Source organism: Mesorhizobium sp. f-mel, assembly GCF_053850215.1.
In genome coordinates this window covers 26,519-46,207 of sequence record NZ_JBSPTO010000005.1, presented here as the reverse complement: position 1 = coordinate 46,207, position 19,689 = coordinate 26,519, and the positions used below count along the sequence as shown (strand labels likewise).

Sequence of the window (19,689 nt, the reverse complement as noted above, 5' to 3'; positions counted from 1 at the left end):
TGCGGTGCAAACTAAAAGGGCGGGGCGACTTCGTCTACCCCGCCCTTCACAATTTAATACGCTTTGGCAGAAGGCGTCAAAGCGCCTTTTGCAGTTCCGGCAGAATGACGAAAAGGTCGCCGACGAGGCCGTAATCGGCGACCTGGAAGATCGGCGCTTCCTCGTCCTTGTTAATGGCGACGATGACCTTCGAATCCTTCATGCCGGCAAGATGCTGGATGGCACCGGAGATGCCGACCGCGATGTAGAGATCGGGTGCGACCACCTTGCCGGTCTGGCCGACCTGCCAGTCGTTCGGCGCGTAGCCGGCGTCGACGGCGGCACGCGAGGCGCCGACGGCCGCACCGAGCTTGTCGGCGATCGGCAGGATGACTTCCTGGAATTTCTCCGAAGAGCCCAGCGCGCGGCCGCCCGAGATGATGATCTTGGCCGAAGTCAGCTCAGGACGATCGGTCTCGGACAGCTTGTTCTCGACGAAGCTCGACAGGCCGGGATTGGCCGCCGCCTGAATCGTCTCGACCGGGGCGGAACCGCCCTCGGGTGCGGCCTGGAAGGAGGCGGTGCGCACGGTGATGACCTTCTTGGCGTCGCTCGACTGCACCGTCTGGATGGCGTTGCCGGCATAGATCGGCCGCTTGAAGGTCTCGGGCGATACAACTTCGATGATCTCCGATACCTGCGCCACATCGAGCAGTGCTGCCACGCGCGGCGCGACATTCTTGCCCGACGAGGTCGCCGGCGCGATGATCGTGTCATAGGCACCGGCTATGCCGACGACGAGTGCGGCCAGCGGCTCGGCGAGGCGCTCGGTGAGTTCGTCGGCTTCGGCGAGCAGCACCTTGGTCACGCCCTTGAGCTTGGCGGCAGCATCGGCAGCGCCGTTTGCGCCCTTGCCGGCGACCAGCACATGCACGTCCGAGCCGATCTGCAGTGCCGCCGAAAGCGCCTTGGCGGTCTGGTCGGAAAGCGTCGCATTGTCGTGTTCGGCAATCAGAAGAATTGTCATTTTTTGTCCCTTCGCAGCCTTACAGCACGCCGGCTTCGTTCTTGAGCTTGTCGATCAATTCGGCGACGCTCTTGACCTTGACGCCCGCCTTGCGGCCGCCCGGCTCCTCGGTTTTGATCACCTTCAGCCGCGGCTTGACGTCGGCGCCGTAGTCGGCCGGGCTCTTCTCGTCGAGCGGCTTCTTCTTGGCTTTCATGATGTTGGGCAGCGAGGCATAGCGCGGCTGGTTGAGGCGAAGATCCGCGGTGACAATCGCCGGCATCTTCAGCTCCACCGTCTGCAGGCCGCCGTCGACCTCGCGCGTCACCTTGGCCTTGTCGCCATCGATAACGACCTTGGAAGCGAAAGTGCCTTGCGCCCAGCCGAGAAGTGCGGCGAGCATCTGACCGGTCTGGTTTGAATCGTCGTCGATCGCCTGCTTGCCGAGAATGACGAGACCGGGCTTTTCCGCCTCGACCACGCCCTTCAGCACCTTGGCGACACCCAGCGGCTCCGTCTGCTCGTCGGTCTTGACCAGGATGGCGCGGTCGGCGCCCATCGCGAGGGCGGTGCGCAAGGTCTCCTGCGCCTGCTGCGGCCCGATCGAGACAACGATGATCTCTTCCGCCTTGCCGGCCTCCTTCTGCCGGATCGCCTCTTCGACCGCGATCTCGTCGAACGGGTTCATCGCCATCTTGACGTTGGCGAGTTCCACCGCCGAACCGTCAGCTTTCACACGAACCTTCACATTCGCATCCACAACCCGCTTCACGGGCACAAGGATCTTCATTTGCCTGTCACCTCTTTCACGATAGCCACCTCTTTCAAGATAGTCGGGGGCGCTATAGCAGTGTGCGCCTCTTCAGAGTTGTCGAAAGCCGACATTCCGGACGGAATTCTAGTCTCCGACCGCCTAGTGTGGGAAAGCTTCCGTAGTTGCGGCGACCCCGCACGTCAATATCCGAGGCGCGCCCAAATTATCCGTGACGCACTCAAATCGGTTCAGTCCGGACTGGACGCGCTTCCCCGTCCCCAGCGCGGCGCCGCCTGCGCCGGCTGCGGGTCGCTTGACGCCGGCTCTGCGGCAACAGGCACCTGGCCGACGACCACCACTGCCTCTTCCTCAGCACCGGCAAGCAGTGGTACGGCGCGATTGCGCAAAATGAGCACCAGCACGGCCCCGGCGATGATGCCGCCGACATGGCAGGCCCAGGAAATCTGATCCTCGCCACCGGCGGCGAACATCACAATCTGGAACAGGATCCACAGGATGAGCGGGATGAAGGCCGGGATCCGCAGCGGGATGCGGGCGAAGGCCAGCACCCATACCTTCACCCTGGGGTAGAGGATCAGATAGGCGGCGACCACGCCGGCGATGGCGCCTGAGGCGCCAATCAGCGGAACCTGCGAGTCCCACGCGATCAGGCCTTGGAAGAAGGCGCCGGCGATGGCGCACAGCAGGTAGAAGATGAGAAAGCGTACATGACCGAGCGCGTCCTCGACATTGTCGCCGAACACCCAGAGGAACAGCATGTTGCCGCCGAGGTGAAGAATATCGGCATGCAGGAAGGAATAGGTGACGTAGCTCAAGCTCTCCGGGATCACGACAAACTGCGGAGCCAGTTCGACGCTGTCGTGGACGACCGACGGGATGAAGCCGAGGCCCAGCACAGCAGCGTTGGTGAACTGCTCGCCGCCAAGCGCGGTGGCGAAGTAGATCAGCGTGTTGAACGCGATCAGGCCGATCGTCACATATTGCTGCTTGATGTGGCGCAGCCGGTTGGTGTCATAAAGCGGGATGAACATCGGATCCCCCTCCAGCCTCGGCAGATTCAGCGGTTCTTGCCGGGAACCCATAGCACGTCGGCGTTTCCATTGTCATTGACCGCGCGTGCGGCGACGAACAGAAAGTCCGACACGCGGTTGATGTATCTTATCGCCTCGCGGTTGACATGCTCGCTTGGGTCCTGCGTCAAAGCCACCATGATGCGCTCGGCCCGCCGTGCCACCGTGCGGGCAAGGTGAAGGGCCGCCGCCGCCGCCGTGCCGCCGTTGAGCACGAAGGATTTGAGCGGCTGCAGGTCCTTGTTGAGCAGGTCGATGTCCTTTTCGACACGGTCGGTCTGCACAGCGGTGATGCGCAGCGGCTCATAGCCGAGCGGCTTGCCGTCGTCCGGCATCGCCAGATCGGCGCCGAGGTCGAAAAGGTCGTTCTGGATGCGGCCGAGCATCGCGTCGATCCCCGGATGGGTTGCCGCGGTGTGAATGCGGGCCATGCCGATGCAGGCATTGGCTTCGTCGATCGTGCCATAGGCGTCGATGCGCAGATCGGATTTCAGCCGCCGTTCACCGGTGCCAAGGCCGGTGGTGCCGTCATCGCCGGTGCGGGTGTAGATCTTGTTGAGCTTGACCACGCTCTGCCTCCCGAAATCGCCACCCTCGTCACTTGCGGGTGAAATACACCGCCAGCATGATCAGCACCAATGCCACGAACTGCAGCAGCACGCGGGTCTGCATCAGCTTGTTGGAGGTCATGGCGGAGCCGCCGCGCATCATGTTGATGAGGCCGCGGATCAGCACGATCACCACGGCGACCATGACGAGGACAGCGAGGATGTTGAAGACGGTTGCCATAGTGTGTTTCCAGTCATTGCGTTCAGGCGCGTTTGGCAAGCAGGCGGTAGAGCATTGATGCCGGCAGGACGCGTTTGAGGATAACGCCGATCCTGGCCGGCACCGTTACCACATAATGCGGACGCGGGCGCCGCGACAGAAGCGCATGGCGCAAGGCCGCATGAACCACCTCCGGCCCAGGCTTCAGCCGTGACGTGCTGCCACCGGCCTGCAGCCGTTGCAGCTGCGCCTCGTAGGCCAGACGGTGGACGGAATTCTCACGGTCGATATTCCTGAGAAACCACCCAAGGCCGTTGCTGGCGATCTTCGATATTACCGGCCCCGGCTCGATCAGCGAGACATGGATGCCGCTGCCCTGGAGTTCCTGATGCATGCACAGCATCAGCCCTTCGATCGCGTGCTTGGACGCCGAATAGGCGCCGCGAAAGGGCAGCGGCGCCAGGCCGAGGATTGAGGAGCAATGGACGAGACGGCCATGGCCCTGGCGGCGCATCACCGGCACGACACGGCGGGTGAGGTCATGCCAGCCGAAGACATTCGCCTCGAATTGCTCCCTGAGTGCTGCGACCGGCAGGTCCTCGACGGCGCCGGGCTGGGCGTAGGCGCCATTGTTGAACAGGGCATCGAGCCGTCCGTCCGTCCGTTCCAGCACCGACGCCACCAGCGTCTCGATGGATCCAGGTTCGCGGTAGTCCAGATAGAAAGCCTCGATGCCATCGGCCTCGAGGGCAGCGATGTCCTCTGGCTTGCGCGCCGTCGCGAAGACCTGCCAGCCTTCCGCCTTCAGCGCCCGCGCGCAATAGGCGCCTATCCCGGAAGAAGCACCGGTGACGATGATGGTGCGCAACTCTTCTCCGGGAGGAAGCGTGGTTTGACCTAGGCTTGCCATTTGCCGCAATCCCTTCCCATATTCGCGGCGTCGAGACAATCGAAGGGAACGCGGTTCTTGTTGCGGAAGATCGTAGCCCTCAAACGCGTGCTTTATGACGCGGTCGGCCATTTCGATGCGGACGATGGCTGGGCGATGGCCAGTCATCTGGCGATCACGGCGCTGATGGCGCTTTTCCCCTTTCTGATTTTCGCCACGACACTGGCCAGCTTCCTCGGCGCACAGGCTTTTGCCGACACCGCCGTGCATCTCGTATTCGACACCTGGCCCGAGCAGATCGCCAAGCCGATCGCGCGCGAAGTGCTCAACGTGCTCACCGTGCAGCGCAGCGACCTGTTGACCTATGGCGTGCTGCTTGCCGCCTTCTTCGCCTCGAACGGTATCGAGGCGCTGCGCACCTCGCTCAACCGCGCCTACCGCGTTTCCGAAACGCGCGGCATCATCTATCGACGGGTGCAGAGCATCGCCTTCGTTTTGATCGCCACGGCAGGTTTTCTGGTGATCAGCGTGCTCGTGGTTTTCGCGCCCTTACTGGGGCGGCTGGCCGAGGCCAATTTCGAATGGATAAAGCCCTATATGGGCACGATCACACTGTGGCGTTACATCATCGCCTCCGCCGTCATCGTCGGTGGGCTGTTCGCGGTGCATTACTGGCTGCCTGCCGGCAAGCGCCGCTTCGTCTCGATCATACCGGGCATCATCTTCACGCTGATTGCCTGGCTCATCGGGTCGACCATCTTCGCCGCCTATCTCGACCGTTTCTCGTCCTATGTGACGACCTATGCCGGCCTTGCCTCGATCATGGTCGCGGTCGTCTTCCTCTACATCGTCTCGGCGATCTTCATCCTTGGCGGCGAGCTCAATGCCGCGATCAGCCGCTATCTGGAGGCACGCGCGAGAGTCGGCTGAGTCTTAGTTGAGCATGATCTTTTCCGAAAACCGGTTCCCACTTTTTGCCGCGCTGACCTTCGGTTCGGGATCATGCTTTGGTCGGCTGAGCGGTTGCCAGCCCGACGCCGAGCGTCGCGATCGCCATGCCGACGATCTGGACCAGGTTCAACTGTTCGCCGAATAATACCCAAGCGATGACCGCGGTGACGGCCGGGACCAGATAGAACAGCGAAGCGACTTTCGACATCTCGCCGTCGCGGATCATCACCATCAACAGGAAGATGGCGCCGATCGACAGCACCAGCACCAACCATGCCATGGCGAAGATCAACTCGCCGTTGACGACGACCGTTCGCGTCTCGAAGGCGAGCGAGGCCAGGACCATCACCGATGCGCCGCCGACATATTGCCATTTGGTGGCCGCCACGAGATCGCCGCCGGAGGCGAAGCGCTTCTGCCAGATCGTGCCGGCGCTCATGCCGAGCACCGAGACAAGCGAGGCGGCCAGCGTCTCGGCCGTCACGCCGCCGCCGAGCGCACCGAGCTTCGGCCAGAGCACAATGACCACACCGACCAGACCGATGCCGAGACCGGCCCAATGGCGCGGCAGGATGGCCTCGCCGAGAAATCGGCCGGCCATCACCGCGGTGATCAGCGGCTGCAGCCCGACGATCAAGGCCGAAAGCCCGGCCGGCATGCCTCGATGGATGGCCCAGAACACGCCGCCGAGATAGACGCCATGCATCAGGATGCCGGCGCCGGTCGCGTGCAACGCTTCCGCGCGGGTCGCCCGCCTGGAACCGAGTGCTGCCATCAAGGCAGCCAACAGGACGGCTGCCAGAACGAAGCGCGCGGCCAGGAAGGTGAATGGCTCGGCCCATGGCATGGCGTAACGCGCGCCAATGAACCCGGTCGCCCACAGGACGACAAAGGAGGCGGGGATGAACCGCTTGATGCTGTGCATTTTCGGGAGGCTGCCGCGTGATCGGTGAGGGTTGAGTGTCGCGACTGCTGTAATGCGGTTCAACCTGGCAAGCAAAACCAAACGGTTGATCCATAGGCTCATCCGAATTGAAGGGTGCGCTCATATTTGCGGTCGTATGCGCCGATCTAGAATCCAATCAGCCGCCTGACGTCGGCCGGCGATGCGCTGGCCTCGCGCAAGGCGGCAAGGCCGGTATCCCCAAGACTCTTCGACAGCTTTCGTCCGTCCGGGCCGAGGACGAGACGATGGTGGAAGTAGCTTGGTTGCGGCAGGCCAAGGATCTCCTGGAGCAGGCGCTGCACGCTGGTGGCGGAATAGAGGTCCTGGCCGCGCACGACATGGCTGACGCCCTGCAGCGCGTCGTCGACGACGACGGCGAGATGATAGCTGGTCGGGATTTCACGGCGCGCCACGATCACGTCGCCCCAGTCCTGCGGCCGAGCATGCACCGTGCGTGTTGCGGAAAGCCGCTCATCCGAAAATTCCAGCCATGACAGGTCCGTCCCGACGCGCGCCATCGCAGCATCGACGTCGAACCGCCAGGCGAAAGGCGCATTTTCGGCAATCCGACGCTGGCGTTCCCTCATCGGCATTGCCTTGTCGACGGCGGGATAGAGCGGCACGCCGTCCGGGTCGCGCGGCCAGTCGCGCCCGCGCTTTTCGCTGGCGGCAATGAAGGCGCGGATTTCGCCACGGCTCATGAAGGCCGGGTAGACGAGCTCTTCCCTGATCAGCCGGTCGAGCACCGCCTGATAGTCCGCGAAATGATCCGACTGACGGCGCACCGGTTCTTCCCAGCCAAGCCCGAGCCATTTCAGATCGCGAAAAATGCCGGCCTCGAATTCCGGGGTGCAGCGCGTCGTGTCGATGTCCTCGATGCGCAGCAACAGGCGCCCGCCGGTTGCTCTCGCCAATTTTTGATTGAGCAGCGCCGAATAGGCATGGCCGAGATGCAGTTCGCCATTCGGGCTCGGTGCGAAGCGGAATGTCAGGAGTGTCATCGTTCGGCGGCAATCGGGTTGTGCGGCGCTTTCGCCAATTGCTACTTTGCGCCTGATTACATCTGACATTTTGCGCTGGGAACAAGCAGACATGCAACGTATCGCCACGCTCGACGACATCGCACAAGGGCTGGACGCACTCTGCCTGCTCGACCCGCGTCTCGCAAAGGTGCGCGGCATGGCCGGCGAGGTGCCGCTTCGGCTTTCCGAGCCGGGGTTCAGAAGCCTTGCCTCGATCATCGTCTCGCAGCAGGTTTCCCGCGCCAGCGCCGACGCCATCTTCGGGCGGCTGACAAAACTGGTCGATCCGCTGACGCCGCAAGCGATCCTTGCCGCCGACGAAGCCATGTTTCGCGAGGCCGGACTGTCGCGGCCGAAGCAGCGCGGCCTGATCGCCGTGGCCCAGGCGGTGGTCGACGGCCTCGACCTCGATCATCTCTGCTTGCTCGACGCCACTGATGCGATCACGGCGATGACCAAGGTGTCGGGCATCGGCCCGTGGACGGCGGAAGTCTATCTTTTGTTCGCCGCCGGTCACCCCGATGTCTTCCCGGCACGCGACGTTGCCCTGCAGAGCGCGGTCGGCCACGCGCTCGGCATCGACCCGCGTCCGCCCGAGAAAACGCTGATCCAGCTCGCCGAATCATGGAGCCCGTGGCGAGGTGTCGCATCGCGGCTTTTCTGGGCCTATTATCGCGAATTGAAGGGCAGGGACGCCGCGCCTCCGGCCTGAATTCGCAAAAAAGCATTGAAATCAGGCGCTTTTGGCGTGGCGTTTGATCGACAAGCCGCTTCACATCCCTGTCATGTCGGGCTTACAGTATCCGCGCCGACAGGTTACAGCGCCGCGCATCCAGTTGGATGCGCAATGGACGCTGTAGGACTTTTGAAGCTGCGCATGATCCTTTCCGAAAATCGATCCGATTTTCGGGGTCATGCGCTGAACCAAGGAGGTCAATGACGTGACGGTTGCCGTATCTCCGGATGGGCTTCCAGCACTGGTGCTGAACGCGGATTACCGTCCGCTCAGCTATTACCCCCTGTCGCTCTGGTCTTGGCAGGACGCCATCAAGGCGGTGTTCCTCGAGCGGGTGAACATCGTCGCCGAATACGAGCACGCCGTGTCGTCGCCGACCTTCTCGATGAAGCTGCCGAGCGTCGTCAGCCTGAAGGCCTATGTGAAGCCATCGCGGCATCCGGCCTTCACCCGCTTCAATGTCTTCCTGCGCGACCGTTTCCAGTGCCAGTATTGCGGCACGCCGGAGGATCTGACCTTCGACCATGTCGTTCCCCGCCATCGCGGCGGCGCGACGACGTGGGAGAATGTCGTCGCCGCCTGCTCGCCGTGCAATCTGAGAAAGGGCGGCATGATGCCGGCGCACGCCAAGATGTGGCCGCTGCAGAAGCCCTACCAGCCGACGGTGCATGATCTGCACAACAACGGCCGCCTGTTTCCGCCCAACCATTTGCATGAAAGCTGGATGGATTATCTGTACTGGGATGTCGAACTCGAACCTTGAGATCGTCCGATAATTCGGGAGGCTGGCCGTCTGAAGCGATTGTCTGCGCTTCCGATGCTCACGGACCCAAATGTCCGCTGCGCTTCGGTTCTCGACAATCACTCCATACGACTCAGCCTGCCGAATTCTTGGACGATCTCGCGCCGCGCTAGATTTAATCGCGCGCAAACGCACCACGGAAGGCGACCACGGCCAGGACAAAACTGGCGATGGCGTTCCAGCCGGCCAGCGAGAGGCCGAGAATGCGCAGTGCCGCCTTGTCGCAGGAGGGCGGGACGAATTTTTCGAGCGCGTCGAGCACGCCCTTGCCGCCGGTGTCCACCGGTCCTGCAGCCGCCGCACAATTGGTCGGCCCCGGCCACCACGCCCATTCGACGCCGGAGTGATAGACGCCGAGATAGAGGCCGTAGACCATCAGCAGGCCGCCAACGGCCAGCAGGCCGCGTGTCAGCCAAGTAGGCCAGCGCAACGCCGACGACAGCACCGCCAGCAGCATCAGCGGCACGCCGATGTAGTAGGGGGTGCGCTGCTCCAGGCAGAGCTTGCACGGGATGTAGCCGCCCAGGTGCTGGAAGGCCAGCGCCGAGCCGACGGTGGCCGCCATGGCGACGGCGAGAAACACCGCCGTCCGCATACGCTGGCGTCCAGTGTCGGCACTCACGGTCGCTGTCATCGATCTACCGTCCATTCCCGTCAGAGCAAAGGATGGGTCAATTTGAACAACCTTTGCTCTAGCCCGGACTTCTCATACTAGCCCGGACTTCTCATACTAGCCCGGACTTCTCATACTAGAAGGCGTATTTGACGACGATATAGAGCGAAATCAGGGCAGCAGCGGCGGCGCCCGCGATCATTCCAAGGCGCTTTTCGATGAACTCGCGGATCGGTTCGCCATAGCGGCGCAGCAGCCAGGCGAGGAACAGGAAGCGGGCGCCGCGCGCCACGATGGCCAGCACGATGAACAGCAGGAGATTGACGCCGATAACGCCGGACAGGATCGTCACCACCTTGATCGGCGGCAGATGGGCGAGGCCGGAAGTGATCAGCATCAGGATGATGAAGCCGATTCCCGACGAGACGCGCAGCGCCTCGAAGTCGTCATACTTGCCGTAGAATTCGAGGATCGGCTTCGCCACCGTGTCGTAGGCATAGTGGCCGATGTACCAGCCGGCGATGCCGCCCAGAACGGAGGCCAGCGTGGCGACCAGCGCGTAGCGATAGGCGCGATCCGGCCGCGACAGTGCCATCGGCAGGTACAGCACGTCGGCCGGCACCAGGAACACCGAGCTTTCGACGAAAGCGATGAAGGCCAGCCACCATTCGGCGGATTTCTTTGCCGCCAGCGACAAGGTCCAGTCGTAAAGTCCGCGAAGCATCGGCACTCCTAATGCACGTCGCCCAAAATGCGCAGCGGTTTTGGGATAACAATGCATAAAAACAAAGACCAAAAGCGCGCCACATGAATCTCTCGAGACGCGACGCGCTTCAATGCGCTGCCTGTCTAGAAAGATTTTTCGCGCCGCACAATGGCCGCAGCTTCACGAAATCGAAGGCTGGGGTTGAGCGAAGGCCGCATGTCGGGAATTGGCCAGTTGACGAACAGGCCTCCAACCGTATAGTCCGCGCCCATCCAGGCCGCCCGGCCTGAGCCCCTATGGCGGAATTGGTAGACGCGCTCGACTCAAAATCGAGTTCCGCAAGGAGTGCTGGTTCGATCCCGGCTAGGGGCACCATTTTCCACCCGAGACGTCTTAAAAGCTCGGCGGGATGTTATCCCAGGAGCATCCTGGGATAATCACAATCGAGGCCGGTCCTTCCTGACAACGAGGCCAGTCCTTCCTGATTAGATCGGACTCCGTAGCTCAGGTCGCCATCACATCGGCCCCGGGACCATCTTGGTCGGCTGCTCCGGCATGGGAAACGCGTAATTGTCGCATTTCACGTCCGGGTTTGTCGGGCTGAACATTCCGAGCGGGTTGTCCTTGAACAGCCAGGCGTGAAGATCGTAATGGTAGAACTCCGTCGGAATAAGCGGATAATGCCCCTCCATCGGCCCCTGGAACGTCTGTCCAAAGAGTTTCGGCGGCTCCTTCGTATCGGGCGTCAACGGTGCAAGCCATTCCACGGCCACCAGGCGCAAGCCGCCGTCGACCGGCTCATAGATAAGGACATTGGGGCGCGTCGGATCTGGTGTCGGGCTGACGCTCGCGACGTTGACGAAATGAATGCCCATCGCGCCCTTAGGATAATCCATAGCTCCAGCCACTTTTTCGCCGCTGTAATAAACGCATCCGACAGTCGACAGATAGAGGTCGCGGATGGCGGCCTTGTAGTCCTCGTACTTGGCTAGCGATTTTTTCAGGGCATCGATCTCGGCCTTGTCGGGCTCGGCGGCCTGACCTGCAGCCGCAGTCAGGCAGGCGCCGATGAGGCCAGTCAAAGCGAGTATGCTGCGGCGCCTGAAGTAATTTGTTTTCGTCATGCATTCCTCCCAGATTTTTTGTTCTGGCCGTGCAAGGCGGCAATGATGCTGGTTGCGCGGCCGAGATTATCGCCGATGCTAATCCTTTCCGCTGGCCGGGAGAATTAGCCCTCATGACCTAGGCCTCGACTGTGCCTTCGTCATCCCAGGGTCTGCGCCGCGTCGCTTCGCTCCTTGCTCCGCCCGGGGATAACGAAGTGGAGGGGTGTTTCGGCTAATCCTAGAGGTTTGCGATTTGCCACTGACGGGAATTATCGACGTTCGCTGCTGATTGGCCCCGACCTGTCAAAGTCACTGGGTCGAGGAACCAGCAGCACCATCAGCCTACCGCCGTCCCAGCAAGCTCTTCATCCGGTTGTGCAGCAGGCGCGCCATGTTGCGGGTTTCGCGGTAGAGGTGAAGCTGCGACGCCGCCTGGCGGGCGAGGCGGTCGGCGTCCGGTGTCAGGCCGATGACCAGGGTGCCGATGGGCCTGCGCTCCGTCCACAGCCGGCTCATCACCGGATGGTCGGGCACGGCGCAGGAATCGGTCATCATGATGTTGGGGTCGTCGAGGTGCTGTCTGGTCACCTCGATCATCAACAGCGTGCCCGGCGAATAGGCGGCGAGCGTCTCGTCATAGGCCGTCTTCCAGGTGTAGGCGACGCCGGCCTCGACGAAGACGATCAGGCTGGCGATGGTGCGGTCGTCGAGCGTCAGCGAATGGATGCGGCACAGGTCCTGTTCGGCGAGCCGGTGCACGGCCTCGCGGGCGAAGGCGGCGCGGTAGCGGTCGATGGCCATGGCGGTGCGCTCGCGGCCTTTCCAGCCTGCTGCTTCCAGCGTCAGGAAGCGTTCAATGGCATGGCGGATGTTTTCCGGTCCGCGCGCCACCAGATGCTCCAGCCTGCCGAGGTCGGCGAGGCGGCGCTTCAGGCGGCGGAACTCGCGATAGTGGTGCGAGCGCAGCGAGGCCTTCAGATAGTCATTGCCGTCGAGCCCGCTTTCGAGCATCGGGCGTTCGGCCTTGCCGGTGGTGACCAGCGTCAGGCCACGCGTCTCGGCGACCGTCGCCAGCAGGCTGGCCACCGGCCCGTCGAGCCGGATGTCGGGCAGCACCAAGACTTTCGGCAGCTTGAGATGCGGCCGTGACAGCATCGAGAAGAAATCCTCGACGACGCCGACGGGATCGTCACGGTCGACCAGCGGCGTGCCGATCGGGCCGAACGGGCTCGACCATGTGCGCATGACCCGCACGCCGAGCGGCATCGCCGGCCGCTCCACCGAGAACGGCACTAGCAAGCGCAGCCGGTTGCGGTATTCGTCGCCGTCGCGGATGACCGCCAGCCGCACCTCGCGGTCTTCCAGCCGCGGCATGGCAGGCGCCAGGAATCGCGGGTTGAAGAAGACGTTGGGCTCGATCGTGCGGGTGCAGAGATAGTCGAGTTCCTCGACCAGATCGAAGCCGGCTGAGGCCGGGTAGACGGCCAGTTTGCGCTCGGGCCGGTCGTTGGCCAAGAGCTCGATATGGGCGGGGTCGGCTTCGCGGGCGAGCCCGGCGAGGCCGGACACCATGGCGCCGGCCGGGCCGCCGCTGGTTTCCTCGAGCAACGGGATGGCAGCCATCATGCGGCTCCTTCGGCGGCTACGAAAATGGCCATGACGATGCCGAGCTTGCGCCACACCGTGAAGGACAGCGCGCCGGCCTCGAAGATCATGGCGAAGGCGGTGGCCATCGCCGCGCCCCACAGGCCGAAAAGCGGAATCAGCACCAAATTGAGACCGATGTTGAAGGCCAGCGTCATGGCGTAGACGGCGGCGCAGATGTTCTGGTTGCCGCTCATTGTGAGCAGGCTTTCGCAGGGGCCGACGGCGGCGCGGGCGACGACGCCGAAGACCAGCAGGAACAAGAGCGGGTAGCCGGCAACGAATTCAGGCCCGAACAAGGCCAGCATCGGCTGGCCCAGCACCAGCACCAGCAGCGCCATCAACAGCGACGGCCAGAAGGTCCACGACACCGTTTCGCGGGCGAAGGCGGCGAGCTTTTCCGGCTCGCCATGGGTGAACTGCGCGTAGCGCTGGGCGACGCCCGCCTTGACCGCGAAATAGACGAAATGCACCAGCGCCAGCGTTTTCACCGTGGCGAAATAGACGGCGACATCGTTGGGCTTCATATAGGCGCCGACCATCAGCACGTCGGCATTGGTGAGCAGGAAGAAGAAGCCTTCGACCAGGAAAATCGGCAGCGACACGAGGAACCACTGCGCGAAATGAACCTTCTTCGGCCCGGCCGGGATATTCCTGTCCATCCGCGTCGTGACGCCGATGAGTTGACCGATTGTGGTGGCATAGGCGGCGGCGATCGAGGCAAAAATCGCGGTCCTGGCGTCGGGCGCAAAGCCGACCAGAAGCATCAGCGCCATGAGCGCCAGAATCAGCACCGGCCGCACCAGATAGGTCGGCGCCAGCGCAAACAGCGCCCATGAGTTGGCCCGCGCCAGCCCCTGCAGCAGATCGGACATGGCGATCATCGGCATGCAGATGAGGCCGAGAATGAACGGCACGACATAGTAGTTTTCGATGAAGGGCGAGAGCAGCCAGACGCCGAGCGCGCCGAGCCCGGCGATCGCCGTCGAGGCAACCAGCACGAACAGGCGGCTGGTCAGCACGATGCCGCGCAGTTCGGCCAGCATGTTGCGCTCGCGATATTCAGGAATGAAGCGGATGACCGAGGTGTGGAAGCCGAGACAGGCGAGATTGCCGACGATGACCATCGTCACCCAGACGAGGACGAAGATGCCGTATTCGAACGAGCCCATCCAGCGCGCCATAAGCACCTGGCTGACGAAGGCGATGACGGCGCTGACGATGCGGATGGAGAAGGCGATGAGCGACATGCGGCCGGCTTCGCCGCGCTCGTCGGCGGTGAACAGCACGGCATCGATGCGGCCAAGCAGCGGCTTTACGCGCAGCGCAAGGCGCTGCGGCAAGAACCGCCCGGCTGTCGTCGCCGCGGAAAAGCGCACCCACTACTCTCCGTTTTCCGCCTCTTTTCTGGCTATGCGTCTAACGAAAACACATTAAGAAACGGTTGGGTGGGGTGCTTCCTTCTCCCGTCACTATCCGGGGAGAAGGTCCCGGCAGGGGGATGAGGGGCGGCGCCGACTTTCGAGAATTTTACGCTGCCCAATATTGCCTGACGTGGGTCGCGGTATCAGACAATCATGCGTTCAAGTTCATCGACGAGCGCCATTCTGCCGTAGAAACTCTGGACTATCGCCGGTAGAAAAGCCTCGCAGTTCGACTGCTTCCGACCGAAATAGGTGCCTCAACCGCAAGCCGAGCAGACGGACGAAATACAGCTGCGTTCGTCCGTTCCCCTCACAATGGGTGAATGTCGGTGAAGATGGTTTGAGAAAGTGACTGTGGACGAAGTCGCTTTCGCGGGATACTAGCGGATCAAGCCGGCGGGACAGCGCCCCCCTCTGGCCGCCTGATATCTCCCTCAGGTGGGGAGATTGGCTTATCGCGAGCGCCGGCGCTGCCCCTCATCCGCCTGCCAGCACCTTCTCCCCGTAAAGTGAACGGGGAGAAGGAAAGCTTACGCAAACGCCCCGTGGCAGTGCTTGTACTTCTTGCCCGAACCGCACGGGCAGGCCTCGTTGCGGCCGACCTTGCCCCAGCTTGCCGGGTTGTTCGGGTCGCGGTTTTCGGGGGCGACGATGGCGTGGGTCTCCTGGCGGACCAGGAGCCCGGTCTCGCCGCCGTTAAAATCGTCCTCGCCGGTGGTGCCGTCGAGATGGCTGCCGAACATGTCGGGGGTTTCGGGCGGCGGCGCTTCGGCGGCCTGGCGGACCAGCTCGACGCGCATCAATTGCGCGGTGACGGCCTGGCGCAGATTGCCCAGCATCGCCTGGAACAGCTCGAATGCCTCGCCCTTGTATTCCTGCAGCGGGTCGCGCTGGGCATAGCCGCGGAAGCCGACGACCGAGCGCAGATGGTCGAGGTTGACGATGTGCTCGCGCCACAGATGGTCGAGCGTCTGCAGCACCACTGAGCGCTCGACATAGGTCATCACGTCGGGGCCGAAGCGCTCGGCACGCTCTTTCGCGGCAGTCTCGGCGGCCTGGCTGATGCGCTCGCGGATGTCGTCCTCGGCAATGCCCTCTTCCTTGACCCAGTCCTCGATCGGCAGGTCGAGATTGAGGAATTCGGCGACCTCGGCCTTGAGGCCGGCGACGTTCCACTGCTCGGCATAAGCGTTTTCGGGAATGGCCTTGGCGACGATCTCCTCGATGACGCCCTCGCGCATCTCGGCGATGGTCTCGGACAGGCCTTCACCGTCCATCAGCTCGAGGCGCTGCTCGAACACCACCTTGCGCTGGTCGTTCGAGACGTCGTCATATTTCAGCAGGTTCTTGCGAATGTCGAAATTGCGCGCCTCGACCTTCTTCTGGGCTTTTTCCAGCGCCTTGTTGATCCAGGGGTGGATGATCGCCTCGTCTTCCTTTAGGCCGAGCTTCTGCAGCATGCCGTCCATGCGCTCGGAGCCGAAGATGCGCATCAGATCGTCCTGCAGCGACAGGAAGAATTTTGAGCGGCCGGGATCGCCCTGGCGGCCTGAGCGGCCGCGCAACTGGTTGTCGATGCGGCGCGACTCATGGCGTTCGGTGGCGAGCACGTAGAGGCCGCCGGCGGCCAGCGCCTTTTCCTTCAGCCGGGCGACGTCGTCGCGGATTGCCTTTTCCCTGGCTTCGCGCTCGGGGCCTTCAGGCATATCGCCAAGCTCCTCGGCGATGCGCATATCGGCGTTGCCGCCGAGCTGGATGTCGGTGCCGCGGCCGGCCATGTTGGTGGCGATGGTGATGGCACCGGGTTTTCCCGCCTGGGCGACGATCGCCGCCTCACGCTCGTGATGGCGGGCGTTCAGCACCTCGAAATCCGTAAAGCCTTCCTTGCGCAGACGCGCGGCCAGCTGCTCGGATTTCTCGATCGAGGTGGTGCCGACCAGCGTCGGCTGGCCCTTGGCACGGGCTTCCTTGATCTCCTTGACGATCGCCTTGTATTTCTCCTCGACGGTCCGGTAGACCTCGTCGTCTTCGTCAATACGGATCACCGGCAGATTCGTCGGGATCTCGGTGACCTCGAGATTATAGATGTTGCCGAATTCCTCGGCCTCGGTCAGCGCCGTGCCGGTCATGCCGGCGAGCTTCTTGTAGAGGCGGAAATAGTTCTGGAAGGTGACGGAGGCGAGCGTCTGGTTCTCCGGCTGGATCGCCACATGCTCCTTGGCCTCGAGCGCCTGGTGCAGGCCTTCCGAATAGCGGCGGCCCGGCATCATGCGGCCGGTGAATTCGTCGATGATGACGATCTCGCCGTTGCGCACGATATAGTCCTTGTCCTTCTGGAACAGCTGATGCGCCTTCAGCGCATTGTTGACGTGGTGGACGATGGCAACGTTCTCGACGTCGTAGAGCGACTCGCCCTTGAGCAGGCCGGCGTCGCGCAGAAGGTTTTCCAGCTTTTCGGTGCCCTCCTCGGTGAAGATCGAGGTCTTCTGCTTCTCATCGATCTCGTAGTCGGACGGCTCGAGCTTCAGCATGAAGGCATCGATGGTGTTGTACATTTCCGAACGGTCCTCGAGCGGACCGGAAATGATCAGCGGCGTGCGCGCCTCGTCGACCAGGATGGAATCGACCTCGTCGACGATTGCGTAGCTGTGGCCGCGCTGCACCATCTGGGCGCGCTCGAATTTCATGTTGTCGCGCAGATAGTCGAAGCCGAGCTCGTTGTTGGTGGCGTAGGTGACGTCGGCGGCGTAGGCAGCATGGCGTTCCTCGTCGGACAGGCCATGAACGATGACGCCTACGGTAAGGCCGAGGAATTTGTAGACGCGGCCCATCCATTCGGAGTCGCGTTTGGCAAGATAGTCGTTGACGGTGACGACATGGACGCCCTTGCCGGCGAGCGCGTTGAGATAGACCGGCAGCGTGGCGACCAGCGTCTTGCCCTCGCCGGTGCGCATCTCGGCGATGCCGCCATTGTGCAGCACCATGCCGCCGATGAGCTGGACGTCGAACGGGCGCATGCCGAGCACGCGGCGCGCCGCCTCGCGCACGGTGGCGAAGGCCGGCACCAGGAGATCATCGAGGCTGGCGCCGTTGGCGACGTCCTGGCGGAATTTTTCCGTGCGGGCCGCCAGCTCGGCGTCGGAGAGCGCCCGCATCTCGTTTTCCATGGCATTGATCGCTTCGACGCGCGGTCGGGTCGACTTGACCCGACGATCGTTGGAGGAGCCGAAAACCTTACGGGCGAGACCGCCAAAACTGACCATTCAATGGTCCTTTCGATAGCATTCCAAGTCGTTGCGACGGGTGCCGACGGCCCCATCAAATCCACGTGAAACGCGGACAAACGCAAAGAGCGCCCGGAAAACGGTTCTGGACGCAAAGTCGTTGGACAGATAAGAGGGGGCTCAATCGATGTCAACGGCGCGCTCGCCCTGTCGACCGTGCCAAATTCCGCCACAATCTGGCTGGTCTGGAAGCCATCCCGCTCTAGCTATCCCCCATTGGAGTTAATCGTATGTCCTTATTGTTCCGCCGCGCGTCCCTCGCCAGCCTCGGCCTGGCATTCGGGCTGTCGGCCCTGTCGCTGTCGCCGCTGATGGCGCAGGACACCGCCCCCGCCCAACCAGCCCCGGCCCAACCGGCCGCCCCCGCCCAACCGGCCGCGCCGGTCGATCCGAACGCCGTGGTCGCCACGATCAACGGCCAGACGCTGACCGAGGCAGACCTTGCCCTTGCCGAAGGCGAGCTGTCGCAGCAGTTCGCGCAGATGCCGCCCGAACAGCGCCGCGCCGCAGCACTTTCGGCGGCGATCGAGATCAAGGTCATGGCTGCCCAAGCGGTCACCACCGGCCTCGATAAGGATCCCGACTTCCAGCGCCGCATGGCATTCCTGCAGCAGCGCGCCCTGCATGGCGAAATGGTCGAGAAGGATGTCGTCGGCAAGGTCACGGACGCCGAAATTCGCGCCCGCTACGATCAGGAAATCGCCAACACGCCGCCGACCAACGAGGTGCATGCGCGTCACATCCTCGTGAAGACGAAGGAAGAGGCCGATACGATCATCAAGCAGCTCGACGGCGGCGCCGATTTCCAGAAACTCGCCAACGAGCACACCAGCGATCCGAGCGGCAAGACCAGCGGCGGCGATCTCGGCTGGTTCGGACCCGGCCAGATGGTGCCGGAGTTCGACAAGGCGGTCTTCGCGCTGGCGGTGGGCAAATACACCGAGCAGCCGGTGCAGTCGCAGTTCGGCTGGCACGTCATCCAGGTCGAGGACAAGCGCGCCAAGCAGCCGCCGGCCTTCGATCAGGTCAAGGACCAGGCCCGCCAGGCGGTTATCCGCGACAAGTACATCGCGCTGGTCAAGTCGCTGCGCGCCGAGGCCAAGGTCGAGATCCCGGACGAGAAGCTGAAGAAGACGGTCGACGCGCTGGAAAACACCAAGTAGGCCAGCCCGCCACCGCAGATGATGGAGACGATCAATCGTTGGCGCCGGCGCCGCCCCCCGATAATTGTGCCTCTGATGGTCTCCATCACGACAGGGCGTGGGTTTTGCTCTGCCGCCCCTGTCGCTTCTACCTGGTGGTGCGCCCGATGACGCGTCGACGCCTCCGCCGGACCGCCGCGGCGTTGACCGAGTCGGCATCGTCGGCGGCTATGCCCTTCAACACATAGCCAACCGCCCTGCGCAGCGTCGCTTCGTCTTCGTCGAGGCGATTGGTCAAAAGATGCGTCCAGGCAAAGGAGGCGACCAGGTCGGCGACGAGCGTGGAATCGACGTCGGCCGCCACTTCGCCTCTTGCCTTGGCGCGTTCGATCATCTGGGCGGTATGGGCATGGCGTCCTTTCGTGTATTCGACAAGCACGGCGGCTACGGTCGCATCCGACTGCGCCTCGGCGATCAGCGATTTGAAGACGCTGCCTGAGGACGTTTCATGCCAGTGCGAGAACAGGTTCTTCAGGAAGCCGACGAGATCATCCTCGAGGTTTCCGGTATCGGGGTTGTCGACGCGCTTTAGCCGCTGATAGACGTCGAAGAGCAAAGCGGCCTTGCTCGGCCACCAACGATAGATCGTAGGCTTTCCAGCACGCGCCCGCCGCGCCACCGCTTCGATCGAGAAGCCGGAATAGCCGGCCTCGACCAGCACCGCCTCGGCGGCGTCGAGAATGGCGTCGGCGCTGTCGGGGTTGCGCCGCGCGCCAATTGATTTGCGGGCCTGATCTGCGTCCTCACCCATCTGCTGTTTTCCTTA

At 63.0% G+C, this 19,689-nt stretch carries 19 protein-coding genes and 1 tRNA gene; 5 read left to right on the top strand and 15 right to left on the bottom strand.

Translation table 11 applies throughout. The features are described 5' to 3' along the window. Positions 1–76: 76 nt before the first annotated feature. From ACWUKX_RS09365 to ACWUKX_RS09340, 6 genes are all read right to left on the bottom strand, one after another. Positions 77–1,006, bottom strand: coding sequence for an electron transfer flavoprotein subunit alpha/FixB family protein (locus ACWUKX_RS09365; RefSeq protein ID WP_456006017.1), 930 nt, complete (start codon positions 1,004–1,006; stop codon positions 77–79). Positions 1,007–1,025: 19 nt separating this feature from the next. After that, entirely contained in the window at positions 1,026–1,775 is a 750-nt protein-coding gene (locus ACWUKX_RS09360) for an electron transfer flavoprotein subunit beta/FixA family protein (RefSeq protein ID WP_456006015.1), read from the bottom strand. A 212-nt stretch (positions 1,776–1,987) separates the two neighbouring features. Beyond that, positions 1,988–2,791 carry a rhomboid family intramembrane serine protease gene (locus tag ACWUKX_RS09355; RefSeq protein WP_456006013.1) on the bottom strand — a complete coding sequence of 268 codons (804 nt, stop codon included), beginning with the start codon at positions 2,789–2,791 and terminating at the stop codon, positions 1,988–1,990. Positions 2,792–2,817: 26 nt separating this feature from the next. Further along, complete coding sequence (locus tag ACWUKX_RS09350) at positions 2,818–3,399, bottom strand: ATP:cob(I)alamin adenosyltransferase (RefSeq protein WP_456006011.1); 582 nt, start codon at positions 3,397–3,399, stop codon at positions 2,818–2,820. 28 nt (positions 3,400–3,427) lie between these two features. Then, positions 3,428–3,619, bottom strand: coding sequence for a twin transmembrane helix small protein (locus ACWUKX_RS09345; RefSeq protein ID WP_029348580.1), 192 nt, complete (start codon positions 3,617–3,619; stop codon positions 3,428–3,430). 22 nt (positions 3,620–3,641) lie between these two features. Next, a complete protein-coding gene (locus ACWUKX_RS09340; RefSeq protein WP_095517783.1) occupies positions 3,642–4,508 on the bottom strand; it encodes an SDR family oxidoreductase in 867 nt (288 codons plus the stop codon). Between the two features lie 57 nt (positions 4,509–4,565). Here ACWUKX_RS09340 and ACWUKX_RS09335 point away from each other — a divergent pair, with 57 nt between their 5' ends. Then, positions 4,566–5,417: a YihY/virulence factor BrkB family protein gene (locus ACWUKX_RS09335; protein WP_456006008.1), complete on the top strand. Its 852-nt coding sequence runs from the start codon at positions 4,566–4,568 to the stop codon at positions 5,415–5,417. A 70-nt stretch (positions 5,418–5,487) separates the two neighbouring features. Here ACWUKX_RS09335 and ACWUKX_RS09330 read toward each other — a convergent pair whose 3' ends face one another. Then, on the bottom strand, positions 5,488–6,363 hold the full coding sequence (locus tag ACWUKX_RS09330; protein ID WP_029348577.1) for a DMT family transporter: 876 nt from the start codon (positions 6,361–6,363) through the stop codon (positions 5,488–5,490). 146 nt (positions 6,364–6,509) lie between these two features. Further along, the gene (gluQRS, locus tag ACWUKX_RS09325; RefSeq protein ID WP_456006006.1) at positions 6,510–7,385 is read right to left on the bottom strand and encodes a tRNA glutamyl-Q(34) synthetase GluQRS; all 876 of its coding nucleotides are present in this window, start codon (positions 7,383–7,385) and stop codon (positions 6,510–6,512) included. 91 nt (positions 7,386–7,476) lie between these two features. Here gluQRS and ACWUKX_RS09320 point away from each other — a divergent pair, with 91 nt between their 5' ends. Then, positions 7,477–8,118, top strand: a complete 642-nt coding sequence (locus ACWUKX_RS09320) for a DNA-3-methyladenine glycosylase family protein (RefSeq protein WP_456006003.1) — start codon at positions 7,477–7,479, stop codon at positions 8,116–8,118. Positions 8,119–8,347: 229 nt separating this feature from the next. Further along, positions 8,348–8,905: an HNH endonuclease gene (locus ACWUKX_RS09315; RefSeq protein ID WP_029348574.1), complete on the top strand. Its 558-nt coding sequence runs from the start codon at positions 8,348–8,350 to the stop codon at positions 8,903–8,905. Positions 8,906–9,059: 154 nt separating this feature from the next. On the opposite strand, the gene ACWUKX_RS09310 is transcribed toward ACWUKX_RS09315, so the two are convergent. Together ACWUKX_RS09310 and ACWUKX_RS09305 are read right to left on the bottom strand one after the other, a co-directional pair. Then, positions 9,060–9,578, bottom strand: coding sequence for a disulfide bond formation protein B (locus tag ACWUKX_RS09310; RefSeq protein ID WP_456006001.1), 519 nt, complete (start codon positions 9,576–9,578; stop codon positions 9,060–9,062). 115 nt (positions 9,579–9,693) lie between these two features. Continuing rightward, positions 9,694–10,281, bottom strand: a complete 588-nt coding sequence (locus tag ACWUKX_RS09305) for a YqaA family protein (RefSeq protein WP_095517776.1) — start codon at positions 10,279–10,281, stop codon at positions 9,694–9,696. A gap of 272 nt (positions 10,282–10,553) precedes the next feature. Between ACWUKX_RS09305 and ACWUKX_RS09300 the strand changes: the two genes are divergently transcribed. Further along, positions 10,554–10,638: transfer RNA gene (locus ACWUKX_RS09300), tRNA-Leu, on the top strand. A 140-nt stretch (positions 10,639–10,778) separates the two neighbouring features. Here ACWUKX_RS09300 and ACWUKX_RS09295 read toward each other — a convergent pair. The 4 genes from ACWUKX_RS09295 to secA form a co-directional block, all read right to left on the bottom strand. After that, entirely contained in the window at positions 10,779–11,387 is a 609-nt protein-coding gene (locus tag ACWUKX_RS09295; RefSeq protein ID WP_456005998.1) for a hypothetical protein, read from the bottom strand. Between the two features lie 324 nt (positions 11,388–11,711). After that, positions 11,712–12,992 carry a GNAT family N-acetyltransferase gene (locus tag ACWUKX_RS09290; protein ID WP_456006411.1) on the bottom strand — a complete coding sequence of 427 codons (1,281 nt, stop codon included), beginning with the start codon at positions 12,990–12,992 and terminating at the stop codon, positions 11,712–11,714. Then, positions 12,992–14,392, bottom strand: a complete 1,401-nt coding sequence (locus ACWUKX_RS09285) for a lipopolysaccharide biosynthesis protein (RefSeq protein ID WP_456005996.1) — start codon at positions 14,390–14,392, stop codon at positions 12,992–12,994. Before ACWUKX_RS09285 ends, ACWUKX_RS09290 begins: the two co-directional genes overlap by 1 nt. Before the next feature lie 575 nt (positions 14,393–14,967). Beyond that, a complete protein-coding gene (gene secA / locus ACWUKX_RS09280) occupies positions 14,968–17,700 on the bottom strand; it encodes a preprotein translocase subunit SecA (protein ID WP_456005994.1) in 2,733 nt (910 codons plus the stop codon). 251 nt (positions 17,701–17,951) lie between these two features. Between secA and ACWUKX_RS09275 the strand changes: the two genes are divergently transcribed. After that, complete coding sequence (locus ACWUKX_RS09275; RefSeq protein ID WP_455839981.1) at positions 17,952–18,884, top strand: peptidylprolyl isomerase; 933 nt, start codon at positions 17,952–17,954, stop codon at positions 18,882–18,884. Between the two features lie 127 nt (positions 18,885–19,011). Here ACWUKX_RS09275 and ACWUKX_RS09270 read toward each other — a convergent pair whose 3' ends face one another. Further along, complete coding sequence (locus ACWUKX_RS09270) at positions 19,012–19,674, bottom strand: TetR/AcrR family transcriptional regulator (RefSeq protein ID WP_456005992.1); 663 nt, start codon at positions 19,672–19,674, stop codon at positions 19,012–19,014. Between the last annotated feature and the right edge of the window lie 15 nt (positions 19,675–19,689).

Coding starts and splice junctions, on each gene's coding strand:
- ACWUKX_RS09355 (WP_456006013.1), bottom strand. CDS start 2,791: ATGTTCATCCCGCTTTATGACACCAACCGGCTGCGCCACATCAAGCAG.
- ACWUKX_RS09275 (WP_455839981.1), top strand. CDS start 17,952: ATGTCCTTATTGTTCCGCCGCGCGTCCCTCGCCAGCCTCGGCCTGGCA.
- gluQRS (WP_456006006.1), bottom strand. CDS start 7,385: ATGACACTCCTGACATTCCGCTTCGCACCGAGCCCGAATGGCGAACTG.
- ACWUKX_RS09330 (WP_029348577.1), bottom strand. CDS start 6,363: ATGCACAGCATCAAGCGGTTCATCCCCGCCTCCTTTGTCGTCCTGTGG.
- ACWUKX_RS09310 (WP_456006001.1), bottom strand. CDS start 9,578: ATGACAGCGACCGTGAGTGCCGACACTGGACGCCAGCGTATGCGGACG.
- ACWUKX_RS09305 (WP_095517776.1), bottom strand. CDS start 10,281: ATGCTTCGCGGACTTTACGACTGGACCTTGTCGCTGGCGGCAAAGAAA.
- ACWUKX_RS09290 (WP_456006411.1), bottom strand. CDS start 12,992: ATGGCTGCCATCCCGTTGCTCGAGGAAACCAGCGGCGGCCCGGCCGGC.
- ACWUKX_RS09360 (WP_456006015.1), bottom strand. CDS start 1,775: ATGAAGATCCTTGTGCCCGTGAAGCGGGTTGTGGATGCGAATGTGAAG.
- secA (WP_456005994.1), bottom strand. CDS start 17,700: ATGGTCAGTTTTGGCGGTCTCGCCCGTAAGGTTTTCGGCTCCTCCAAC.
- ACWUKX_RS09340 (WP_095517783.1), bottom strand. CDS start 4,508: ATGGCAAGCCTAGGTCAAACCACGCTTCCTCCCGGAGAAGAGTTGCGC.
- ACWUKX_RS09270 (WP_456005992.1), bottom strand. CDS start 19,674: ATGGGTGAGGACGCAGATCAGGCCCGCAAATCAATTGGCGCGCGGCGC.
- ACWUKX_RS09345 (WP_029348580.1), bottom strand. CDS start 3,619: ATGGCAACCGTCTTCAACATCCTCGCTGTCCTCGTCATGGTCGCCGTG.
- ACWUKX_RS09295 (WP_456005998.1), bottom strand. CDS start 11,387: ATGACGAAAACAAATTACTTCAGGCGCCGCAGCATACTCGCTTTGACT.
- ACWUKX_RS09365 (WP_456006017.1), bottom strand. CDS start 1,006: ATGACAATTCTTCTGATTGCCGAACACGACAATGCGACGCTTTCCGAC.
- ACWUKX_RS09320 (WP_456006003.1), top strand. CDS start 7,477: ATGCAACGTATCGCCACGCTCGACGACATCGCACAAGGGCTGGACGCA.